Here is a 17,963-nt window from a genome sequence, read left to right as displayed (position 1 = left end):
AAGCGCGCCAACTTACCGGCTATCGGCAAGGGAATCAAAAATCTGCTTCGCCATTACCTCTCCGATGCCAGGTACTTCCGCGATTTGTTTTACCTCGGCTTCCCGTAGCCGCTTTAAGGAACCAAAACGCTTTAACAAGGCCTTTTGTCGTACCGGACCTAACCCTGGAACCGAATCTAATACCGACTTCCGCACGGTTTTCCCGCGTTTTTTCCGATGCGCGGTAATCGCAAAGCGGTGGGATTCATCGCGCAGGTATTGCAAGAGATAAAGCGCAGGGGAAGTCCGCGGCAGAATCACTGGAAACTCTGCACCCGGTAACCACACTTCCTCCAAACGCTTGGCTAATCCAATCACACTCACATTAGCGCCTACTGCTTCCAGAGCTTTTTGTGCCGCATTTACCTGGGGTGCTCCCCCATCCACCACGATCAAGTCCGGGGGATAAGAAAAACGCCGCAAGTGAAGTTCTCCAGAAGTTTCGGCACTTACCAATTGCTGTTGTGCTTCCGCTTCTTCCTGGCGTAACCTCGCGAAACGCCGAGTGAGGACTTCATTCATGGCTTTAGTATCGTCAGCCGAATCCTCCGGGGTACTTTGAATATTAAAGCTGCGATAGGCACGCTTTAAGGGAGCGCCGTCTTCGAATACCACCATCGAGCCCACCTGGTGAGTACCTTGCGTGTGAGAAATATCGTAGCCTTCTATCCTTAAGGGAGCATCCGCTAACTCTAAATATTCCTGCAGCTGGCGTAAGGCTTCGGAGCGTTGAGTTAAATCCCCTACCCGTTTGGTTTTATGCAGCCGCAAAGCTTGAGCCGCATTTTGCTCCACGGTTTCCAGCAACGAACGCTTCGAACCCCGCTGCGGCACCCTAATTTCTACTTTCTTTCCGCGAATTTCTCCTAGCCAGTCACACAAGGTCGAGGCCTGTGCGGGCAGCAGCGGCATCAAAATTTCGGCGGGGATAGCTTGGGTAGGAGTATGCTCCACATCATCTATGCTTTTGGCGGGGGCTACCGCCTGGTTTAACTGCCGATATTCCCCGTAAGTCTGCTCTAAGAAACTTTCTAGCATTTCCGGCAGATCCTTATCTTCCGGGGTGTCCACTACCCACCCGCGCTCGCCGCGTATCCGGCCGGCACGCACATAAAATACCTGCACAATCATTTCTAAATCATCTTTGGCAAAGGCGTAAACATCGGCGTCAACGCTTTCGTCCAGCACTACCGTATTCTTTTCTCTAACTTTTTCGAGGGCGCGCAACTGGTCGCGTAGTCTCGCCGCCTGTTCAAAGTCCAGGCGAGAAGCAGCCTCCTCCATTTCCTGGCGAAGGCGGGAAGTAAAAGGCTCGGTTTTCCCATCCAAGAAGGCACTTACCTGTGCGGCGAGCTGCTGGTAGTCTTCGCTGGAAATCCTGCCTACACAGGGGGCAGAGCATTTATCAATATAGCCTTCCAGGCAGGGACGCCCCAGCGCCCTAGAACGGTTAAAAACCCCTTTGGTACACGAGCGCAGCGGGAAAACTTTTCGCAGTAAATCCATGGTTTCCCGAATCGCCCACACCTGGGTGTAGGGCCCGAAATAGCGAGAGTTAGGGCGGCGCCGCTCCCGCGTGATATGGATCCGCGGATATTCCTCCCCCATATTTAGGGCGAGGTAGGGATAGGATTTGTCGTCCCGATACATTACGTTGAAACGCGGCGCGAACTCTTTTATCCAGGAATATTCTAGGGACAGTGCCTCTAGCTCGTTCCCGACCGTCACCCATTTTACTGCTGCCCCGGTAGTTACCATTTTTCGGGTGCGCGGATGCAGTGACTCTAGAGGTTGAAAATAGTTAGCCAGGCGGTTACGCAAGTTTACAGCTTTTCCCACGTAGATAACCCGCCCATTTTTATCCAGAAAACGGTAAACCCCGGGACTAGGGGGAATATCTGCCGGAGCCGGCCGGTAGGACGCAGGATCAGCCATGCCCTTAGGATACCTGCCTTCCCTCGCCTTTCTAACCTGAAGTTATCCTCGTATGCTCACGCCGTTGCCACCCGTATGCTGGCTAATATCCGCCTTAAGTCCCTGCTGGGCTCGTAAATAATGTGAGAAAGGCAAAAAAGTTAATGGCTCAGTCAAAATGTGGATAGCGGTGGTAAAGTTTCGGCGGAAAATGAAAACTAAAGAGGTAGTGCGCTTCGTTCGATAAGGCGGACGAGACATACCGAGAAAGTTTTAAGGAGGCGCTGATGAGCAGTGTTGTGGAAAAGGTTTACGATGAGGTTCTCGATCGTAACCCTAATGAACCCGAGTTTCACCAGGCAGTAAGGGAAATCCTAGAATCCATTGGCCCCGCGGTAGAGAAGCATCCCGAGTTCGCTGAAACTAAACTTCTAGATCGGCTGGTAGAACCGGAACGCCAGATTCTTTTCCGAGTTCCCTGGGTCGACGATAACGGCGAAGTCCAGGTTAATCGCGGCTACCGCATCGAGTTCAACTCCGCACTCGGCCCCTATAAGGGCGGTCTGCGTTTCCATCGCTCAGTGAACCGCTCCATCTTGAAATTCTTGGGTTTCGAACAGATTTTCAAGAATGCTCTAACCGGTCAAGGCATCGGCGGCGGCAAGGGTGGTTCCGATTTTGATCCCCACGGACGCTCCGACACCGAAGTAATGCGTTTTTGCCAACAGTTTATGACTGAGCTGTATCGCCACATTGGAGAATATACCGATATCCCTGCTGGTGACATTGGTGTGGGGGGACGCGAAATTGGATACCTATTCGGTATGTATAAGCGACTAACCAACCGTTTCGAAACCGGGGTGCTAACCGGGAAATCTCTATCTTGGGGCGGATCCCAAGCGCGCACCGAAGCCACTGGTTACGGGGCAGTGCTCTTTGCCCAGAGAATGTTACAAACGCGCGGACTTGACCTAGAAGGACAGCGGGTAATGATTTCCGGTGCCGGTAACGTAGCGATTTACGCGGCAGAAAAAGCGGAACAACTAGGCGCAAAAGTAGTTACCGTTTCCGATTCTTCCGGTTGGGTTCTTGACGAGGACGGAATCGATGTTCAGCTACTCAAGCAGGTTAAAGAGGTAGAGCGCGCCCGGCTAACTGAATACGCCAAGCGGAAACCGGGGGTTACCTATCATTCTGGATCTAAGCCTTGGGCAGTTGGCGGAACTGTTGCGCTCCCCTGTGCTACCCAAAACGAGCTTACTTCTCAGGATGCAAAGCGTTTGCTCGATGGTGGAGTAAAGGTAGTTGCCGAGGGCGCAAACATGCCCTGTACTCCCAATGCCACCAGCTTGTTCCAAGATTCCGGGGTGTTATTTGCTCCCGGTAAAGCCGCGAATGCTGGCGGGGTTGCTACCTCGGCCCTAGAGATGAGCCAAAACGCTTCCCGCGCCTCTTGGAGCTTTGAGAAGGTGGAAAAGGAACTCACCAAGATCATGCACAATATTCACGACGAATGTGCTCAGACGGCGGAAGAATATGGGCATGCCGGTGACTATGTGATGGGCGCTAATATCAATAGCTTCCTGAAAGTAGCCCACGCCATGATGGAGCAAGGCATCGTTTAAAACACCAGCTAAATAAGTGAATAGTGACTATTGCGGGCAGCGAACCAGCAGATAGCCTTCGTCCTCGGAGGTAATAATTTCTTCTGGCTTAGCTGCCCGCAAGTGCGCGATCTCCGCTACCGAAAAAGCCAAATCGTATCCGACCGCTCTCCCGTCAACTACCTTTACGGCACCCACCCCACCAGTTTGGGCGCGCACCTGCTCGTAAAGAGCTAGCATCTGCGAATCTAGGGGCTCCGCTTTTTGTTCCCGCTCGTTTTCTAGCTGCTGCAACTGGGCGGTAATTTGTGAGTTTTCTGCTCTCACTTCCTCTTTTAGGCGGGAAATCTCTTGGGCATGTTCCTGTTTGCGCTGGGCTATTTGCTCTTCGATGTCCTCTAGCTGCTCCATCTCGCCCAGCACCGAGAGCATTTGCTCTTCTAAATCGGAGATTCGCTTACGCATCTGTTGGATTTCTTCTTGGAGACGTACCAGCTCTTTAGGGGTTCCCGCTCCAGCATCTAAGCGTTGCTGCTGAGTTTGCAGACGATTTTGAATTCCTGCCAAGTCATTTTCCAGGCTGGTTATTTCCCGCTGTTTATCAGTTTTAAGCGCTGACAGTTGCGTGTGTTTCTCGTCCAGCTTGCGGTCTTTTTCGCTCAACTCCGCTAGCTGCGTCAATTGGGGCAGCTTCTTGAGCCGAAAATGTAGCTTGGTGATTTTGGTGTCCAGCTCTTGCAACTCTAGTAGAACCAGCTGATCTTTCCACGGTGCTTCCATCGCGTTCTCCTCTAAATATCCTTTGTTCCCGGCGCGATTCGCTGCACCCAGGGATCGGTACAAATCTCAGAGACCTCTACCGTGAGCTCTCCGGCAAAACTTTGTGTTAGTTCGCGAGCACACTGCGGGGTCCAGAGCCATTCACTGGCCCAATGGGTGGCGCATATCAGATACGGCTTGCCGGCTTCTAAATGCTCGGAAGCAGGATGATGGCGCAAGTCAGCACAGATATAGACATCTGCCCCGGCTCTGCGAGCATCCGCTAAGAAAGAATCACCGCTGCCCCCGCTAACCGCGATAGTCTTCACTTTTGCCTCCAGATCTCCTCCCACTAAGATTCCTGCAGGGCAAGCCGGTAGCGCCTGCGCTACCTGTTGCGCGAAAGTTTTCAGCGGCAAGGCGGCGGGTAAATCTCCAATACGCCCGCTGCCGGTATGCTCGCTGAGGGGAATCAAGGGGCGCGTATTTTCCAATCCCACCGCAGCAGCTAGGCAATCAGCGACCCCGCCCTCGGCAGAATCAGCGTTGGTGTGGGCATTGAAAAGGGCGATTCCGTTTTCTATGAGCCGGTGAATCAAGCTCCCCTTCGGATCGGTAGCCGCCACAAAAGAAGTTCCCCGCAAATAGAGGGGATGGTGGGTAACAATAAGTTGTGCCCCGACCGCGATCGCTTGGTCTAGAACTTTTGCCACTGGATCCACCGCCACCAGTACTTTATCTATTTCAGAATCCGGGTGACCGGTGATTAATCCCACCCGATCCCATTCTTCAGCTAACCGGGGAGGATATAGCTGTTCTAGATGCTCCACAATGCGACTTAACTTTACACTCACAACTTGATCCTAATAGACAAATGAGACGCTAAGGGCATCCGGCGCCCCTCACCAGGGATATTTGCTGGCTGGTAACTAGCCGGCTGAATATATCCCCTTCCCCATCCCGCAAATTTCCGGCATAGCCTCTTGGTTTAGCGCTTAGACGTCAAAACACTATTATAGGTAAGGGCGCCTTGTCCCCCGCTAAGTTGTACGACAGGAAGGGCGCTATGCGTATTGGTTTTGATTCTGAACGTTATATTTCTATGCAATCTCAGCATATAGATGAACGGCGTAAAGAAATAGGCGGCAAGCTGTACCTGGAGATGGGGGGCAAGCTATTTGATGATTACCACGCCTCCCGGGTACTGCCCGGATTCACCCCTGATAACAAGATTTCCATGCTGGAAAGACTGCGGGACGAAATGGAGATTGTTATCGCGATTAACGCCAAAGATCTTAGCCGCCAAAAGATTCGGGCAGATCTAGGCATCCCCTACGAACAAGATGTACTACGTTTAGTTGATGTATTTCGCGAACGTGGTTTCCTAGTGGAAAACATTGTTTTAACCCAAATGGAAGACGATAACCATATCGCACAACTATTTAAAGAACGCCTGGAGCGTTCCGGACTCAAAGTTGCCCGTCACCGCACCATTCCCGGTTATCCCTCCAATACTGAATTAATTGTTTCCGAGGAAGGTTTCGGACGCAACGACTACGTGGAAACCACCCGCAACCTGGTAGTAGTTACTGCTCCCGGACCAGGATCCGGCAAACTAGCTACCTGCCTATCCCAGATCTATCACGAATACCAACGGGGCATAAAAGCTGGCTACGCAAAGTTTGAAACTTTCCCGGTGTGGAATCTTCCCCTCGATCATCCGGTTAATCTCGCCTACGAGGCCGCTACCGCAGACTTAGATGACGTAAATATGATTGACCCCTTCCACCTGCAGGCCTACGGTAAACAGGCCGTGAATTACAACCGCGATGTGGAAGTTTTCCCGCTACTGCGCTCCTTGCTGGAGCAACTTGCAGGGGCCTGCCCCTATCAGTCACCTACCGATATGGGCGTTAATATGGCTGGTTTTTGTATTAGTGATGATTTGGTCTGCCAGGAGGCCGCCAAGCAGGAAGTGGTGCGCCGCTATTATCACGCCCTCGCCAATGAAGCGGCCACGCAGTCAGACCCCAGCGAATCTCACCGGATAGCGATGACCATGGCAAAACTGGGGATCACCAAGGATTATCGTTTAGTGGTGCGTCCCGCTTTGAACCTAGAAGCCGAAACCGGGGCGCCTGCGGCAGCTATGCAGCTTAGCGATGGGCGAATCGTGACTGGAAAAACTTCTCCTTTACTTGGGTGCTGCTCAGCGATGCTGCTTAACGCATTGAAATTATTGGCTGGTATTGATGAAGAAGTGCAGCTGTTGGCACCCTCTTCTATCAAACCTATTCAAACCTTAAAGGTGGACCACCTGGGCGCTCTTAATCCTCGTCTACATACCGATGAAGTTCTGATCGCCCTCTCAGTTTCGGCTGACACGGATGAAAATGCGCGTAAGGCTTTAGAAGAACTTACTCATTTGCGAGATTGCGAAGTGCATACCACCACCATTTTAGGTTCGGTTGATACCCAGATTTTCCGGAATTTGGGATTACAGGTAACTTCCGAGCCGGTTTATGCCCGCAAGACTCTATTTAAGAAATAGGGTTGCCCAGGTAACGAAGGCGCTTTATATAGAACTGACCGGTAGGAGGATCAATCCTCCTACCGGTCAGTTTCAAAAAGCTCGGAATCCCTAGTCTTCGGGGGTTACTTTCCAGATCTTGTGTTTGGTTTTGGCTTGCACCAGCTGCTTACCGACCCCCATAGTGGTGAGGAACATCGCCATGCGTACCAACACCCCATTATCGGTTTGCTTAAAAATGGACAGCCCCGGGAGATCATCAACATCAGTCGAGAGGTCAAGAGCATTGGGGCGTGAATCTCGCGGCAACGGGTGACAGATAACGATGTCATGCGCTCCCGCCTCCTCTAACATCGCTTTATCTAGCAGGCACCCCTGTAGTTCTTTGGATTTAGCCAGTTCCTCGGTCATCCGTTCGCGCTGCACCCGGGTGGCATATACCGTATCTGCGCCCTCCAAAGCCTCAATCTGGTTATTGCAATCAATTACCTGCCCGCCTCGTGAAATCGCATACTCGGCGATTTCACGGGGAAGCTCCAGTGAAGGCGGAGAAAACAACCGGAAAGTTACTCCCTCATACAGGCTCATTAGTTTCATTAAAGAATGGACAGTGCGTCCGTATTTCAGATCCCCCATAATCGCGATGGTGCATCCGTCCAGAGATTTACCGCGTTTGCCCAGTTCTTTGCGCATAGTAAACACGTCTAATAGCGCCTGGGACGGGTGCTCGCCAGAACCATCGCCGGCGTTAAGTACCGGCACCACCGAGTGACGGGCGAATTCGGCTACCGAACCAGCATCGGGATGGCGTACCACTAACACATCGGTGAATCCGGAAACCACGCGGGAAGTATCAGCGATTGATTCGCCTTTAGCCATAGAAGAGAAAGTAAAACCGGTAGTAGTTTCTACTTCCCCGCCCAGCCGCAAGAAGGCGGATTCAAAGGATAAGCGGGTACGGGTGGAGGGCTCGAAAAATAGGGAACACAAAACGGCTCCATCTAGCACTGTACAGATTTGTTTCCGCTGCGCGATAGGACGCAAGAACTCGGCAAGATCGAAGAGTTCCCCCAGGTTTTCGCGATCAAATTGCCCAACCGAAATTAGGTGTTGTCCTACCCCGAAACGCGGGAAATCATAGTCTTCCGGCATGCTTTTGCCCTTTCCAACTGAGTGTTTTTGATAAAAAAATACCCCGCCGCAGCGGGGTGAAAATGGAAATAGAAACCTCAGGCAGTTGCCGCCACCGTCTGGTTCCCATCACGCTCCTAACGTTTTCCTGAAGGAAGAATAGCACATCGTTACCTCCCCTAATGCTTTTAACTCCGCTGACGGCCGCTTTTGTGTCCTCTTTCTCCTTACTGATTCCTATAAGGTGCCGCAGTACACACCCTCTTAAATGGCTTTGCCTCAGCTAAGCCTCCTAGAATCGAATGACGGTGAAAATCAAAAGGGGGATGATTTGAAGGGACTCAATCGCTACTATCTGCAGTCTCTAGCAGTTTTATCGCTGATACTGACCACCGCTTTTTGGGGTTCAACCTTTTTCCTGATCAAAGACCTGCTGAATACTATGACTACCCTATCTTTTCTAGGGGTTAGGTTCGTGATCGCGGGCGCGCTTTCGGCAGTGATATTTTTTCCTCGCTTAAAGAGGGCTAGCCGAAAAGTCTGGCAACATGCTTTTGCGCTAGGTGCAGTCTATTCCGCGGCACAAGTCTTACAGACTAAAGGCTTAGAGAGTGCCGATGCCTCGGTGGTGGGGTTCATTACCGGCTTGTATGTAGTGATTACTCCCCTGCTAGTGTGGTTGCTTTTCAAAGAAAAGATTAAGCCGGTAAACTTAGCCGCTGCCCTGGTGGCGATGGCCGGGTTAATGGTTTTGAGTCTTGATGGTTTTTCCATTGGCTTCGGGGAACTGTTAACTTTGGCAGGAGCTGCTCTGTTTGCCCTCCACATTGTACTCACCGCTCGTTGGGCTACCAAAGACGATCCCATAACTTTAGCGGCTATCCAATTGATAGCGATTGGTGTTTTCTGTTTTCTCGCGGCTCTGCCCTTTGGAGTGCAGTTACCCCAGGACTCTAGACAATGGACAGTGCTGCTTTACACGGTGGTGTTCGCGGCCATCGGAGCCTTAATCATGCAGACCTGGGCGCAAAAACACCTGCGTCCTACTAAGGCAGCCGTAGTAATGACTATGGAACCGGTGTTCGCGGCGGCCTTCGCGGTTCTTTTCGGGGGCGAGGACGTGACCGTGCGAATGATCATCGGGGGTGCCTTAGTAGTTGCGGCTATGCTTGCCACTGAGCTAATACCCGCTTATCGCGCGCGCGATAAGATCCGTGCCGGCGAATAAAACGCTAAGAAAGGCTTGGGGAACAGCTCCTACAGCGGGGGAGCTGGATAAAGCAAAGCGGGGATTCTAGGCAGAGAAGTTCTTTTGAATCTCGGTTTGAGTCTCTAGATATTCCTGTTCATAACTGCCCAGCCCGGCCGGATAGTGACCGGCGAAAGAATCCATACAGAGGCCTCCATATTTACCAGGCAAATCCAGCCCCACGGAAGCCACCAGCCCAGGTATCGACAGGTAGCCTAAGGAATCTGCCCCCAAATGATCTCGTAGTTCTTCCACATTCATATGGGCGCTAATCAATTCCGCTGAGTTGGAAACATCAATCCCGTAGAAACTGGGGAAAATAAACTCCGGCGAAGCGATCCGCACGTGTACCTCGCGGGCACCGGCATCTTTTAGCAGCTTGACGATCCGCCGGGAAGTAGTACCTCGGACAATGGAATCATCTACCATCACTACCGATTTGCCTTCTACGATCCCTTTGACCGCAGAAAGCTTCATCAGTACCCCTTTTTCCCGCAACGACTGTTTGGGCTGAATAAAGGTACGAGTCACGTATTGGTTTTTCACTAATCCCATTTCATAGGGCAGGTGCGCAGCCTCTGCATAGCCCGAGGCCGCCGACAGCGAGGAGTTTGGAACCCCAATAACAATATCCGCACCGGGAGTAGGCTGCTCATGCGCTAAAGTCATCCCGCATTGTTTGCGCACCGCGTGAACATTTTTCCCTAAAATATTGGAGTCGGGACGAGCGAAATAAATATATTCCATGGCGGCCACGCAAGTGTCTGCCGGCGGACAGTAGCGTTCAATCTTTAGTCCGTCCTCATTAATAATCGCGATTTCCCCGCCGCGCAGATCCCGATAAAATTCAGCTCCTATCAAATCCAGGGCGCAGCTTTCACTGGAGATAACCCAACCGCCACGGGTCTTCATCTTTCCAATCACCAGTGGTCGTAAGCAGTGCGGATCCACAATCCCGTACATGGTATCGTCATTCATAATCAGGTAGCTAAATCCACCCCGCAGCCGCTGCAAGGCTGCACAGAGCCGTTCGTAAAAGCTGCCTTGTTCGCGCATAATCAAGTGCATTAGCACTTCTGAATCCGAGTTCGAGTTAAATAGCGATCCTTGGCGTTCTAGCTCAACTTTTAGATCCGAGGAGTTCACCAGGTTGCCATTATGCGCCAGGGCAATATTCCCGTTGTGCATATGAAATACGAAGGGCTGCAAATTACAACTCCAGTTATTACCGGAAGTTGAGTAACGCACATGTCCAATACCGCAAGAACCGCTTAGCTTTACCAGCCGGATGGGATCATCAAAAACCTCGCTAACCAGGCCTTTCGCCTTTTTAACCCGAATGGTTTCCCCATCGGAGACCGCAATGCCCGCACCTTCTTGTCCGCGATGCTGCAAAGCATGCAGACCGTAGTAGATCAGGCTGGAGGCATCGGGGGAACCGTAGACCCCGAAGACTCCGCACTCTTCGCCAAGGTTATTTACGACTTGTGCCTTCAAAATTCGCTCCTAAACCGCGTCTGCGCCAATATCTTTTCGGTAGGTTTTGCCCGCAAAATCTACTTTTTGGGCATTTTCGTAAACCACCTGGCGGGCGGCTTCTAAAGTATCCGCGCGAGCTACTAGATTCAGCACCCGCCCCCCATTGGTATAGACTTTCCCGTTTTCATGCCGCACCCCGGCATCGAGATAATCTACGCCCTCTAGCCCGGTAATCTCTTTGCCTTTTTCATAACTCCCCGGGTAGCCTCCGGAAGCTAGCACCAGGCAGATGGCTTTCTGATCGCAGATTTTAATATCAGCAGGTTCCAGGCGCCGTTCCATACAAGCCACCAGCAGCTGATAAAAATCCCCCTCAACCAGGGGTAGCACCACTTGCGTTTCCGGATCCCCGAAACGCATATTGTATTCCAGCAGGTAAGTGCCGTTATCGGTGAGCATCAGTCCAAAGAAGATGCAACCGGCGAACTCGAGACCTTCTGCTTGAATTCCTTTTAAGGTAGGTGCCAAAATATCACGTTCAAACTCTGCTTGCCGCTGCGCAGTGAAGAAGGGATTGGGGGCAAAAGTGCCCATCCCGCCGGTATTAGGACCGGTCTCCCCCTCCCCTATTTTCTTGTGGTCTTTGGCGGAAACTAGCGGGAAGATTCCCTTTTCATTTGCCAGACTAAGAATCGAGGCCTCTTTACCCACCAAGAATTCTTCCAGCACTACCTTTTGGCCGGCTTGCCCGAAGCGCTGTTCCACCATAATTTCTAAGATGGCTTCCTGCGCTTCCTCGGTGGTCTGGCAGATAATCACCCCTTTACCGGCGGCTAATCCAGAGGCTTTAACCACAACCGGTAAGTTAAAATCAGCTAGCCCCGCAATCGCGGCCTGCGGATCGGTGAAGGTTTCGTAACGGGCAGTTTTCACCCCGTACTTGCGCATAAAGTCTTTGGCATAGGCTTTGGAGCCTTCCAGGCGAGCCGCCGCTTTACCCGGGCCAAATAGTTTCATGCCTGCCTGGCTAAATAGATCCCCAATCCCGGCTACCAGCAGGTCTTCGCTGCCCACAATAGTTAAATCCGCGCCGAACTCCTGGGCTGCCCGCAGGATTTCCTGCATATTAGAAGAGGTAGTTTGGGCAATTTCGTGGGCTCCTAGGGCGCGTTTAATCGCGTTTTCGCGTCCCCCGTTGCCTACTATCAAAATCTTGGCCATTAGTATTGTCTCTTTTCTAGCTGGCTTGGTTAACTGCGGTTAGAGCAGACAGATTCGATCGCCGCCGGGACTGTCGCATTGCTCTTTGCTAAGGATTTCTCCGATTTGATAGGCCTCAGGCAGCGCGGCGGTTACTTTCGGCAGCTCTGCGGGGGGAACTACCAACGTGAATCCCACACCCATATTGAAGGTTCCCCACATCTCACTTTCCGGAACCGCTGTAAACTCCTCACGTTTAAAGATGTCGGGAATGCGCACTTTTTCTTTTTCAATCCGCGCGCACAAACCTTCGGGAATAATCCGGGGTACGTTCTCTTCTAGCCCGCCTCCGGTGATATTTGCTAGGCCGTGGATCTCGATTTTTTGATCCAGCAACGACAGGATCTCGGGAACATAGATCTTAGTGGGAGTCAGCAGTTCTGCGGGGAAAGGCTCTTTAAAGAGTGCTCTCACTAGAGAGAACCCATTGGAATGCAGCCCGGAAGAGGGCAGCGCCACCACCACGTCTCCAGCTTTTATTGCCGAGCCATCGATGATAGCGGATTTTTCTACCACTCCGACGGTAAACCCGGCCATATCGTATTCGCCGCTTTGATAGAACCCGGGCATCTCTGCAGTTTCGCCGCCGATGAGCGCCGCACCCGCCTGCTTACATCCGCTGACTATTCCCGAAACCAGCTGCGAGGAGACCTCGGCATCTAGCTCGGAACAGGCCAGATAATCTAAGAAAAACAGCGGCCGCGCCCCATGGCACAGCACATCGTTGACACACATGGCCACCAAGTCGATGCCTACGGTGTCGTATTTTTTTAAGGAGAAGGCGATTTTCAGCTTGGTACCTACCCCATCAGTACCGGAAACTAGGACGGGCTCCTGGTACTTACCTAGTTCATAGAGGGCAGCAAAAGATCCCAGGGAACCCAAAACCTGTTCATTTTGGGTGGAGGCGACCATTTGCTTTAACCGGCGCACATGCTCGTATCCTGCCTCTTTATCAACACCGGCATCTTTATAACTGACCATAATCTGTGTTTCCCTTGCCCTAAGTAGTGATGATCTCCCTGGGGGCAGAGTAGCTCTACCCCCAGGGATCAGCACTAATAACTATTTCTTGGTAATGCGGTGCAGGATTTCTTTATAGGCTTCTTCGATTCCGCCCATGTCCCGGCGGAAACGATCCTTGTCCAGCTTCTTCTTGGTTTCCGCGTCCCACAGCCGGCAAGTGTCGGGAGTGATCTCGTCTGCTAGCAGCAGGTTCCCATCCTTGTCTCGGCCGAACTCAATCTTGAAGTCCACCAGTAGGATGCCTTCTTTCTTGAAAGCATCAGACAGGATCTGGTTAATCTTAGCGGTTACCTCCAAGATTTCTGCCACCTCTTCTTCGGTAGCAGCCCCAATGGCTACCGCGTGATCCGAGTTAATCAGGGGATCGCCTAACTCATCGTCCTTGTAGGAGAACTCTTGGATCATTTTCTTCGGCATGGTGCCTTCTTCCAGCCCCAGGCGCTTAGCCATAGAACCGGCGATAATGTTGCGGGTGATTACCTCTAGCGGAACAATATCCAGCTTCCAGCACAGCTGCTCGCGATCATTTAGCTTCTCAATGAAGTGGGTTTTTACTCCCTGCGAGGCCAGCATTTCAAATAGATAGCTGGTGAGCTCATTGTTAATAATGCCTTTATCAGCAATGGTGCCTTTCTTTTCACCGTTACCGGCAGTGGCATCATCTTTGTAATAAACAATGACCTTATCGGGATCATCGGTGGCGTAGATTTTCTTGGCTTTACCCTCGTACAGGAATTCTTTCTTTTCCATGATTTGCCTTCTTCTATCTAAATTTTTTCTTTAAAAACTAACCGGGTCAGCGGTGAACTTCTGTTTCATATTCGCGCGATACTCTTTAAGTTGCGCGGCTACCTTTTCATTACTGGTGCCAATAATCTGCACCGCGGTCATGGCGGCATTATAGGAATTGTTGATTCCCACCGTGGAAACCGGGATTCCTTTCGGCATCTGCACTATTGAGTAGAGGGCGTCCTGTCCGCCTAAGGCCGCATCGAGCGGTACCCCAATTACCGGGATCGTCACTTTAGAGGCAATAACTCCAGGCAGGTGTGCCGCCAGGCCAGCCCCGGCGATGATGGCTTTCGCCCCCGAGTCCACGGCCTCTTTTAGGATTTGCTCTAAAAGTTCTGGAACCCGGTGCGCCGAAGCAATATACGCTTTATATTCCAATCCGAACTCGTCTAAGCATTTGGCCGCGCCCGCCATTTTTTCTTTATCGGAGGCGGAACCAAAAATGATTGCTACATCCATCGGAAATAATTAACCCCGTTTCTGAATAGGTTTTGTTCTATTTCGGGACAGTAGTTGAGGTATAAACCGCTACCGCTCCTTTCTGAATGACCCATCTTTCCCAGGATTTGCCCGTGATGAGCCAACAGCCCTTCGATTCCGAAGGAAGATCCATTGGGGTTCTCCCCTAAATATTTGGTAGCGATCTGACCCGAAGCCGAATACTTTCGATACTGCTCGGGGCTCATCACTACCCGGCCTTCACCATGAGAAATCGGTATGTGGTGGACTTCTCCCACATCGAAGGAACTGAGCCAGGGAGAAGCCACCGAAGACACGGCGGTATGGACGATTTTGGCGACGTGGTGCCCGCTGTCATTTGCGGCCAGGGTAGGTGAATCCGGATCCAGATCCCGGATCTGTCCATAGGGAAGCAACCCGGATTTGATCAATGCTTGGAAGCCATTACAAATTCCCAGGATCAGACCGCCTTTGCGCAGTAGCGCGTGGACGGCTTCTTTAACCTGTTCTTGGCGCAGCACCGAAACGATAAATTTTGCCGAGCCATCCGGCTCATCTCCCACGGAGAATCCTCCGGGCAGCGCCAAAATATCGGCTTGCTCGATTTGCCGGGCATAGGAGGCGGCATCCTGATAAACCTCGGTTACCACCTGTGCCCCTTCGCGAGTAAAAGCCCGGGTCATATCGTATTCGCAGTTAGTGCCGGGGAAAATCGGAATAAATACCTGCGGATTTTCTTTTCGATAGGGCGCATGGTGTGTCTTGGTCAGACAGGTTTCGCTGGAGCGGGAGCCGCTATTGGTGATCCGTTTACCGGCGGTGGGAAAAATCTCGGCTAAAGGTTCTTCCCAGGTTTTTTGTAAAGCTGCCAAGTCTAAACGCTGCCCGTTAAGGGTGCTATCTGACCAGCTGCCGGTATATCCCAGCAGTGGTAGATCCAAATGTTGATCCGTTTCGATCAGGAAACTGCCATAGCGGGAAGCGAACAGGTCTTCTTCAGTGTTGATATCGAAACCGATCCGGTTCCCGAAAGCCATTTTTGGTAGCGCTTCTGCGATCCCTCCATACCCCAGGGCGTAGGCCGAGATCGGATTAATCGCTTGCAACCTATCGAGAGCGGCTTGGAAAGATTCCAGATCAACTGCCCCCAACTCGTCTGTTTGCACTGGTAACAGGTAGAGACGATGATTACGGGCTTTAAACTCGGGAGTACGCAATTTATCTGCTTGCTGCATTCCGATAGCGAAGCTTACCAAGGTGGGCGGCACATGCATGTCTTCGAAAGTACCGGACATGGAATCTTTGCCCCCGATGGAGGCCAGGTGGAAGTGGCGCAAAACGCGGTTAGCTCCTAGCAAGGCTTCCACCACGGTTCCCCACTTTTCGGGGTCTTCGCCCAGGCGCTGGAAATATTCTTGGAAAGTGAAATACAAGTCGTGGTAATCCACCCCGGCTGCGGCCAGGCGCGACATGGATTGCACTACGGAAACGATGGCGCTGTGATAGGGGCTAAGCTCGGCTAGCGAAGGTTCAAAACCGTAGGCCGCTACTGAGGCTACCTCGGCCTGTCCATTCTCTAGAGATACCAGTTGGGCACTCACCTGCGAGGGGGTGCGCTGGAATTTACCACCGTAAGGCAGGGTCAAAGTGGTGGCACCAATTGAGGAATCAAAGATCTCGTTTAAGCCGCGCTGGGAACAAATGTTTAAGTCCGCCAGGTTATTTGCTAGTTTTTCCTGCAGGTTTGAACCGGAAACTTCCCGCTTGGGAGTGATTCGGCCCCCAGAGGTTGCATTAAATTTAGCTTGGGAGCGCACCCCGTTGGTGTCCAGGAAGTCCCGGGAAATATCGACGATAGTTTCTCCCAAGTAATGCATCACCAGACGCCGCTCGGCAGTCACGGTAGCCACGTGGGTTACTTCTACGTCCTCACTGGCACATGCATCATAGAAGAACTGCAGGTCTGCAGGGTCGACGCAGACTGCCATCCGCTCTTGAGATTCCGAGATTGCTAACTCGGTACCATTTAGTCCCTGGTATTTGACCGGTACCCGGTCCAGCTCTATCTCTAGTCCGGGAGCCAGCTCTCCAATAGCAACCGAGACTCCCCCGGCGCCAAAGTCATTACATTTCTTAACCCGCTTGGCGACCTCACCGCGGCGGAAGAGCCGCTGAATCTTGCGTTCAATAATCGGGTTACCTTTTTGTACTTCCGCTCCGCAGGTTTGGGAGGAGTCCCGAGTATGGGTTTTCGAGGATCCGGTGGCTCCCCCAATCCCGTCACGTCCGGTACGTCCTCCGATCAAGAGGATGAGATCCCCGGGGGCAGGTTCTTCCCGAATAATGTTTTCTGCGGGAGCCGCTCCCACCACGAAGCCAAGTTCTAGGCGTTTCGCGCGGTAACCGGGATGATAGATTTCTTTTACATAATTGGTGGTGAGCCCGATTTGGTTGCCGTAGGAGGAATATCCGGCTGCTGCCCGCTGAGTGATTTCCTTACTGGAAAGTTTGCCTTCTATCGGGTCATCTATCCGGGGATCAGCGCTGCCAGAAATCCGCATAGCCTGGTAAACGAAGGTACGTCCCGATAGGGGATCCCGAATAGCTCCCCCAATACAAGTAGAAGCCCCACCGAAAGGTTCGATCTCGGTGGGGTGGTTGTGAGTTTCGTTCTTGAACTGCAGGATATAGCGCTGCCCGCCCACGGTTACATATACCGAGCAAGCGTTGATCTCGTTGGAAACTTCCTGGTTTTTTACCTTTTCCCGTTTAGCCGCCAAGGTGGCCAAATCCATCAAGGTAATCGGTTTTTCGCTATTGCGCTCCGCTAGATAACGATCCCATTCTTCCTGCAAGCGATCCGCGTAAGGACCGCTAAAGGCGGCATCGGTTAGTTCGGTTTCAAAAGTGGTATGCCGACAATGGTCTGACCAGTAGGTATCAATTACTTTGATCTCAGTTTCGGTGGGCAGACGCCCGATGCTATCGAAATATCCTTTGATAAATAGCAGGTCTTCTTTGGTCATTGCCAAAGAAGCATTTTCATAATAATCTTCGGTAATTTCAATGCTGGGAGGCAGTTGCCGGTTAGGAACATAAGTCTGGTTTTCTAGCACCGACATATCTTTTAGGCGCATCTCGATGGGGTTGAACTTAACCTCGCCGGTATGCCCGTATCCGCATTTAACGGTAGCTTCGTATCCTTGCAGCTGTAGACACTTTTCGGCGGCATCGGCACGCTGATCAAACTGTCCGGGCAAATATTCGAGGACGTAATAGTCTTCGATATCGATCTCGTCCAGCACCAAATCTTGGTTTATCTCTGCAAACACGGTGTATTTGGCTTTTTCCAGTGCAGCCGCGTCAAGGCCAAAAATGTCATAGACATTGAACTGGGTAGTATCGTTCTTTTTCCTTACGAAAATCCGCTTATTCAAAGTCTTCCCTTATATGAAATAGCTGCCCGGTATGAAATTTTGCGCGCGGCATCGGGAAGTCGTCTGAATTCTCACCCACTACCCAACCGCATCCCCCTGACCTCTGGTAAAACCTGCTGCCCGGGGAGCCTGTTAGTTGCTTACCCAGGACTTCTTGAATCAAGCCCGCAGGAATCAACTACCCTTTTAGCCTAGCAGGGGCAGCGCCTGGCGTACTAATCAGCAACTAGAAACCAGTAAGCAATTTTTCTCACCTTTTCTCGATTCTCTTAGTGTCGAGGAAG

The 17,963-nt window shown here is 51.7% G+C and carries 13 protein-coding genes; 3 read left to right on the top strand and 10 right to left on the bottom strand.

What is annotated here, in order from left to right:
* Nucleotides 1–12: 12 nt before the first annotated feature.
* Complete coding sequence (gene uvrC, locus F605_RS0107055) at nt 13–1,974, bottom strand: excinuclease ABC subunit UvrC (protein ID WP_022865186.1); 1,962 nt, start codon at nt 1,972–1,974, stop codon at nt 13–15.
* Nucleotides 1,975–2,240: 266 nt separating this feature from the next.
* Here uvrC and gdhA point away from each other — a divergent pair, with 266 nt between their 5' ends.
* Nucleotides 2,241–3,578, top strand: a complete 1,338-nt coding sequence (gene gdhA / locus F605_RS0107050; RefSeq protein WP_022865185.1) for an NADP-specific glutamate dehydrogenase — start codon at nt 2,241–2,243, stop codon at nt 3,576–3,578.
* A gap of 27 nt (nt 3,579–3,605) precedes the next feature.
* Here the strand turns inward: gdhA and F605_RS10425 are convergent, their stop codons facing one another.
* The gene (locus F605_RS10425) at nt 3,606–4,337 is read right to left on the bottom strand and encodes a zinc ribbon domain-containing protein (protein WP_022865184.1); all 732 of its coding nucleotides are present in this window, start codon (nt 4,335–4,337) and stop codon (nt 3,606–3,608) included.
* Nucleotides 4,338–4,348: 11 nt separating this feature from the next.
* Nucleotides 4,349–5,170 (bottom strand): Nif3-like dinuclear metal center hexameric protein, encoded by an 822-nt coding sequence (locus F605_RS10420; RefSeq protein ID WP_022865183.1) that lies wholly within the window; start codon nt 5,168–5,170, stop codon nt 4,349–4,351.
* A gap of 212 nt (nt 5,171–5,382) precedes the next feature.
* Here F605_RS10420 and F605_RS0107035 point away from each other — a divergent pair, with 212 nt between their 5' ends.
* Nucleotides 5,383–6,867, top strand: coding sequence for a DUF1846 domain-containing protein (locus F605_RS0107035; RefSeq protein ID WP_022865182.1), 1,485 nt, complete (start codon nt 5,383–5,385; stop codon nt 6,865–6,867).
* A gap of 90 nt (nt 6,868–6,957) precedes the next feature.
* On the opposite strand, the gene pyrB is transcribed toward F605_RS0107035, so the two are convergent.
* The gene (pyrB, locus tag F605_RS0107030; protein ID WP_022865181.1) at nt 6,958–7,998 is read right to left on the bottom strand and encodes an aspartate carbamoyltransferase; all 1,041 of its coding nucleotides are present in this window, start codon (nt 7,996–7,998) and stop codon (nt 6,958–6,960) included.
* A 310-nt stretch (nt 7,999–8,308) separates the two neighbouring features.
* Here pyrB and F605_RS10415 point away from each other — a divergent pair, with 310 nt between their 5' ends.
* On the top strand, nt 8,309–9,205 hold the full coding sequence (locus F605_RS10415) for a DMT family transporter (protein WP_040765464.1): 897 nt from the start codon (nt 8,309–8,311) through the stop codon (nt 9,203–9,205).
* 66 nt (nt 9,206–9,271) lie between these two features.
* Here the strand turns inward: F605_RS10415 and purF are convergent, their stop codons facing one another.
* The 6 genes from purF to F605_RS10405 all read right to left on the bottom strand — a co-directional run bounded on the left by purF (nt 9,272) and on the right by F605_RS10405 (nt 17,679).
* On the bottom strand, nt 9,272–10,723 hold the full coding sequence (gene purF, locus F605_RS0107020; protein ID WP_022865179.1) for an amidophosphoribosyltransferase: 1,452 nt from the start codon (nt 10,721–10,723) through the stop codon (nt 9,272–9,274).
* 9 nt (nt 10,724–10,732) lie between these two features.
* Entirely contained in the window at nt 10,733–11,926 is a 1,194-nt protein-coding gene (gene purD, locus F605_RS0107015) for a phosphoribosylamine--glycine ligase (RefSeq protein ID WP_022865178.1), read from the bottom strand.
* 39 nt (nt 11,927–11,965) lie between these two features.
* Nucleotides 11,966–12,949, bottom strand: coding sequence for a phosphoribosylformylglycinamidine cyclo-ligase (gene purM, locus F605_RS10410; protein WP_022865177.1), 984 nt, complete (start codon nt 12,947–12,949; stop codon nt 11,966–11,968).
* 81 nt (nt 12,950–13,030) lie between these two features.
* Nucleotides 13,031–13,741, bottom strand: a complete 711-nt coding sequence (gene purC / locus F605_RS0107005; protein WP_022865176.1) for a phosphoribosylaminoimidazolesuccinocarboxamide synthase — start codon at nt 13,739–13,741, stop codon at nt 13,031–13,033.
* A gap of 30 nt (nt 13,742–13,771) precedes the next feature.
* Nucleotides 13,772–14,242 (bottom strand): 5-(carboxyamino)imidazole ribonucleotide mutase, encoded by a 471-nt coding sequence (gene purE / locus F605_RS0107000; protein WP_022865175.1) that lies wholly within the window; start codon nt 14,240–14,242, stop codon nt 13,772–13,774.
* Nucleotides 14,233–17,679 carry a phosphoribosylformylglycinamidine synthase gene (locus tag F605_RS10405; protein WP_022865174.1) on the bottom strand — a complete coding sequence of 1,149 codons (3,447 nt, stop codon included), beginning with the start codon at nt 17,677–17,679 and terminating at the stop codon, nt 14,233–14,235. The genes purE and F605_RS10405 overlap by 10 nt, the downstream gene beginning before the upstream one ends.
* Between the last annotated feature and the right edge of the window lie 284 nt (nt 17,680–17,963).

It is taken from the genome of Varibaculum cambriense DSM 15806 (genome assembly GCF_000420065.1).
GTDB classification, from domain to species: Bacteria; Actinomycetota; Actinomycetes; order Actinomycetales; family Actinomycetaceae; genus Varibaculum; species Varibaculum cambriense.
Note: the sequence above shows the minus strand (reverse complement) of the source record. Positions and strands in the feature narration are given on the sequence as shown.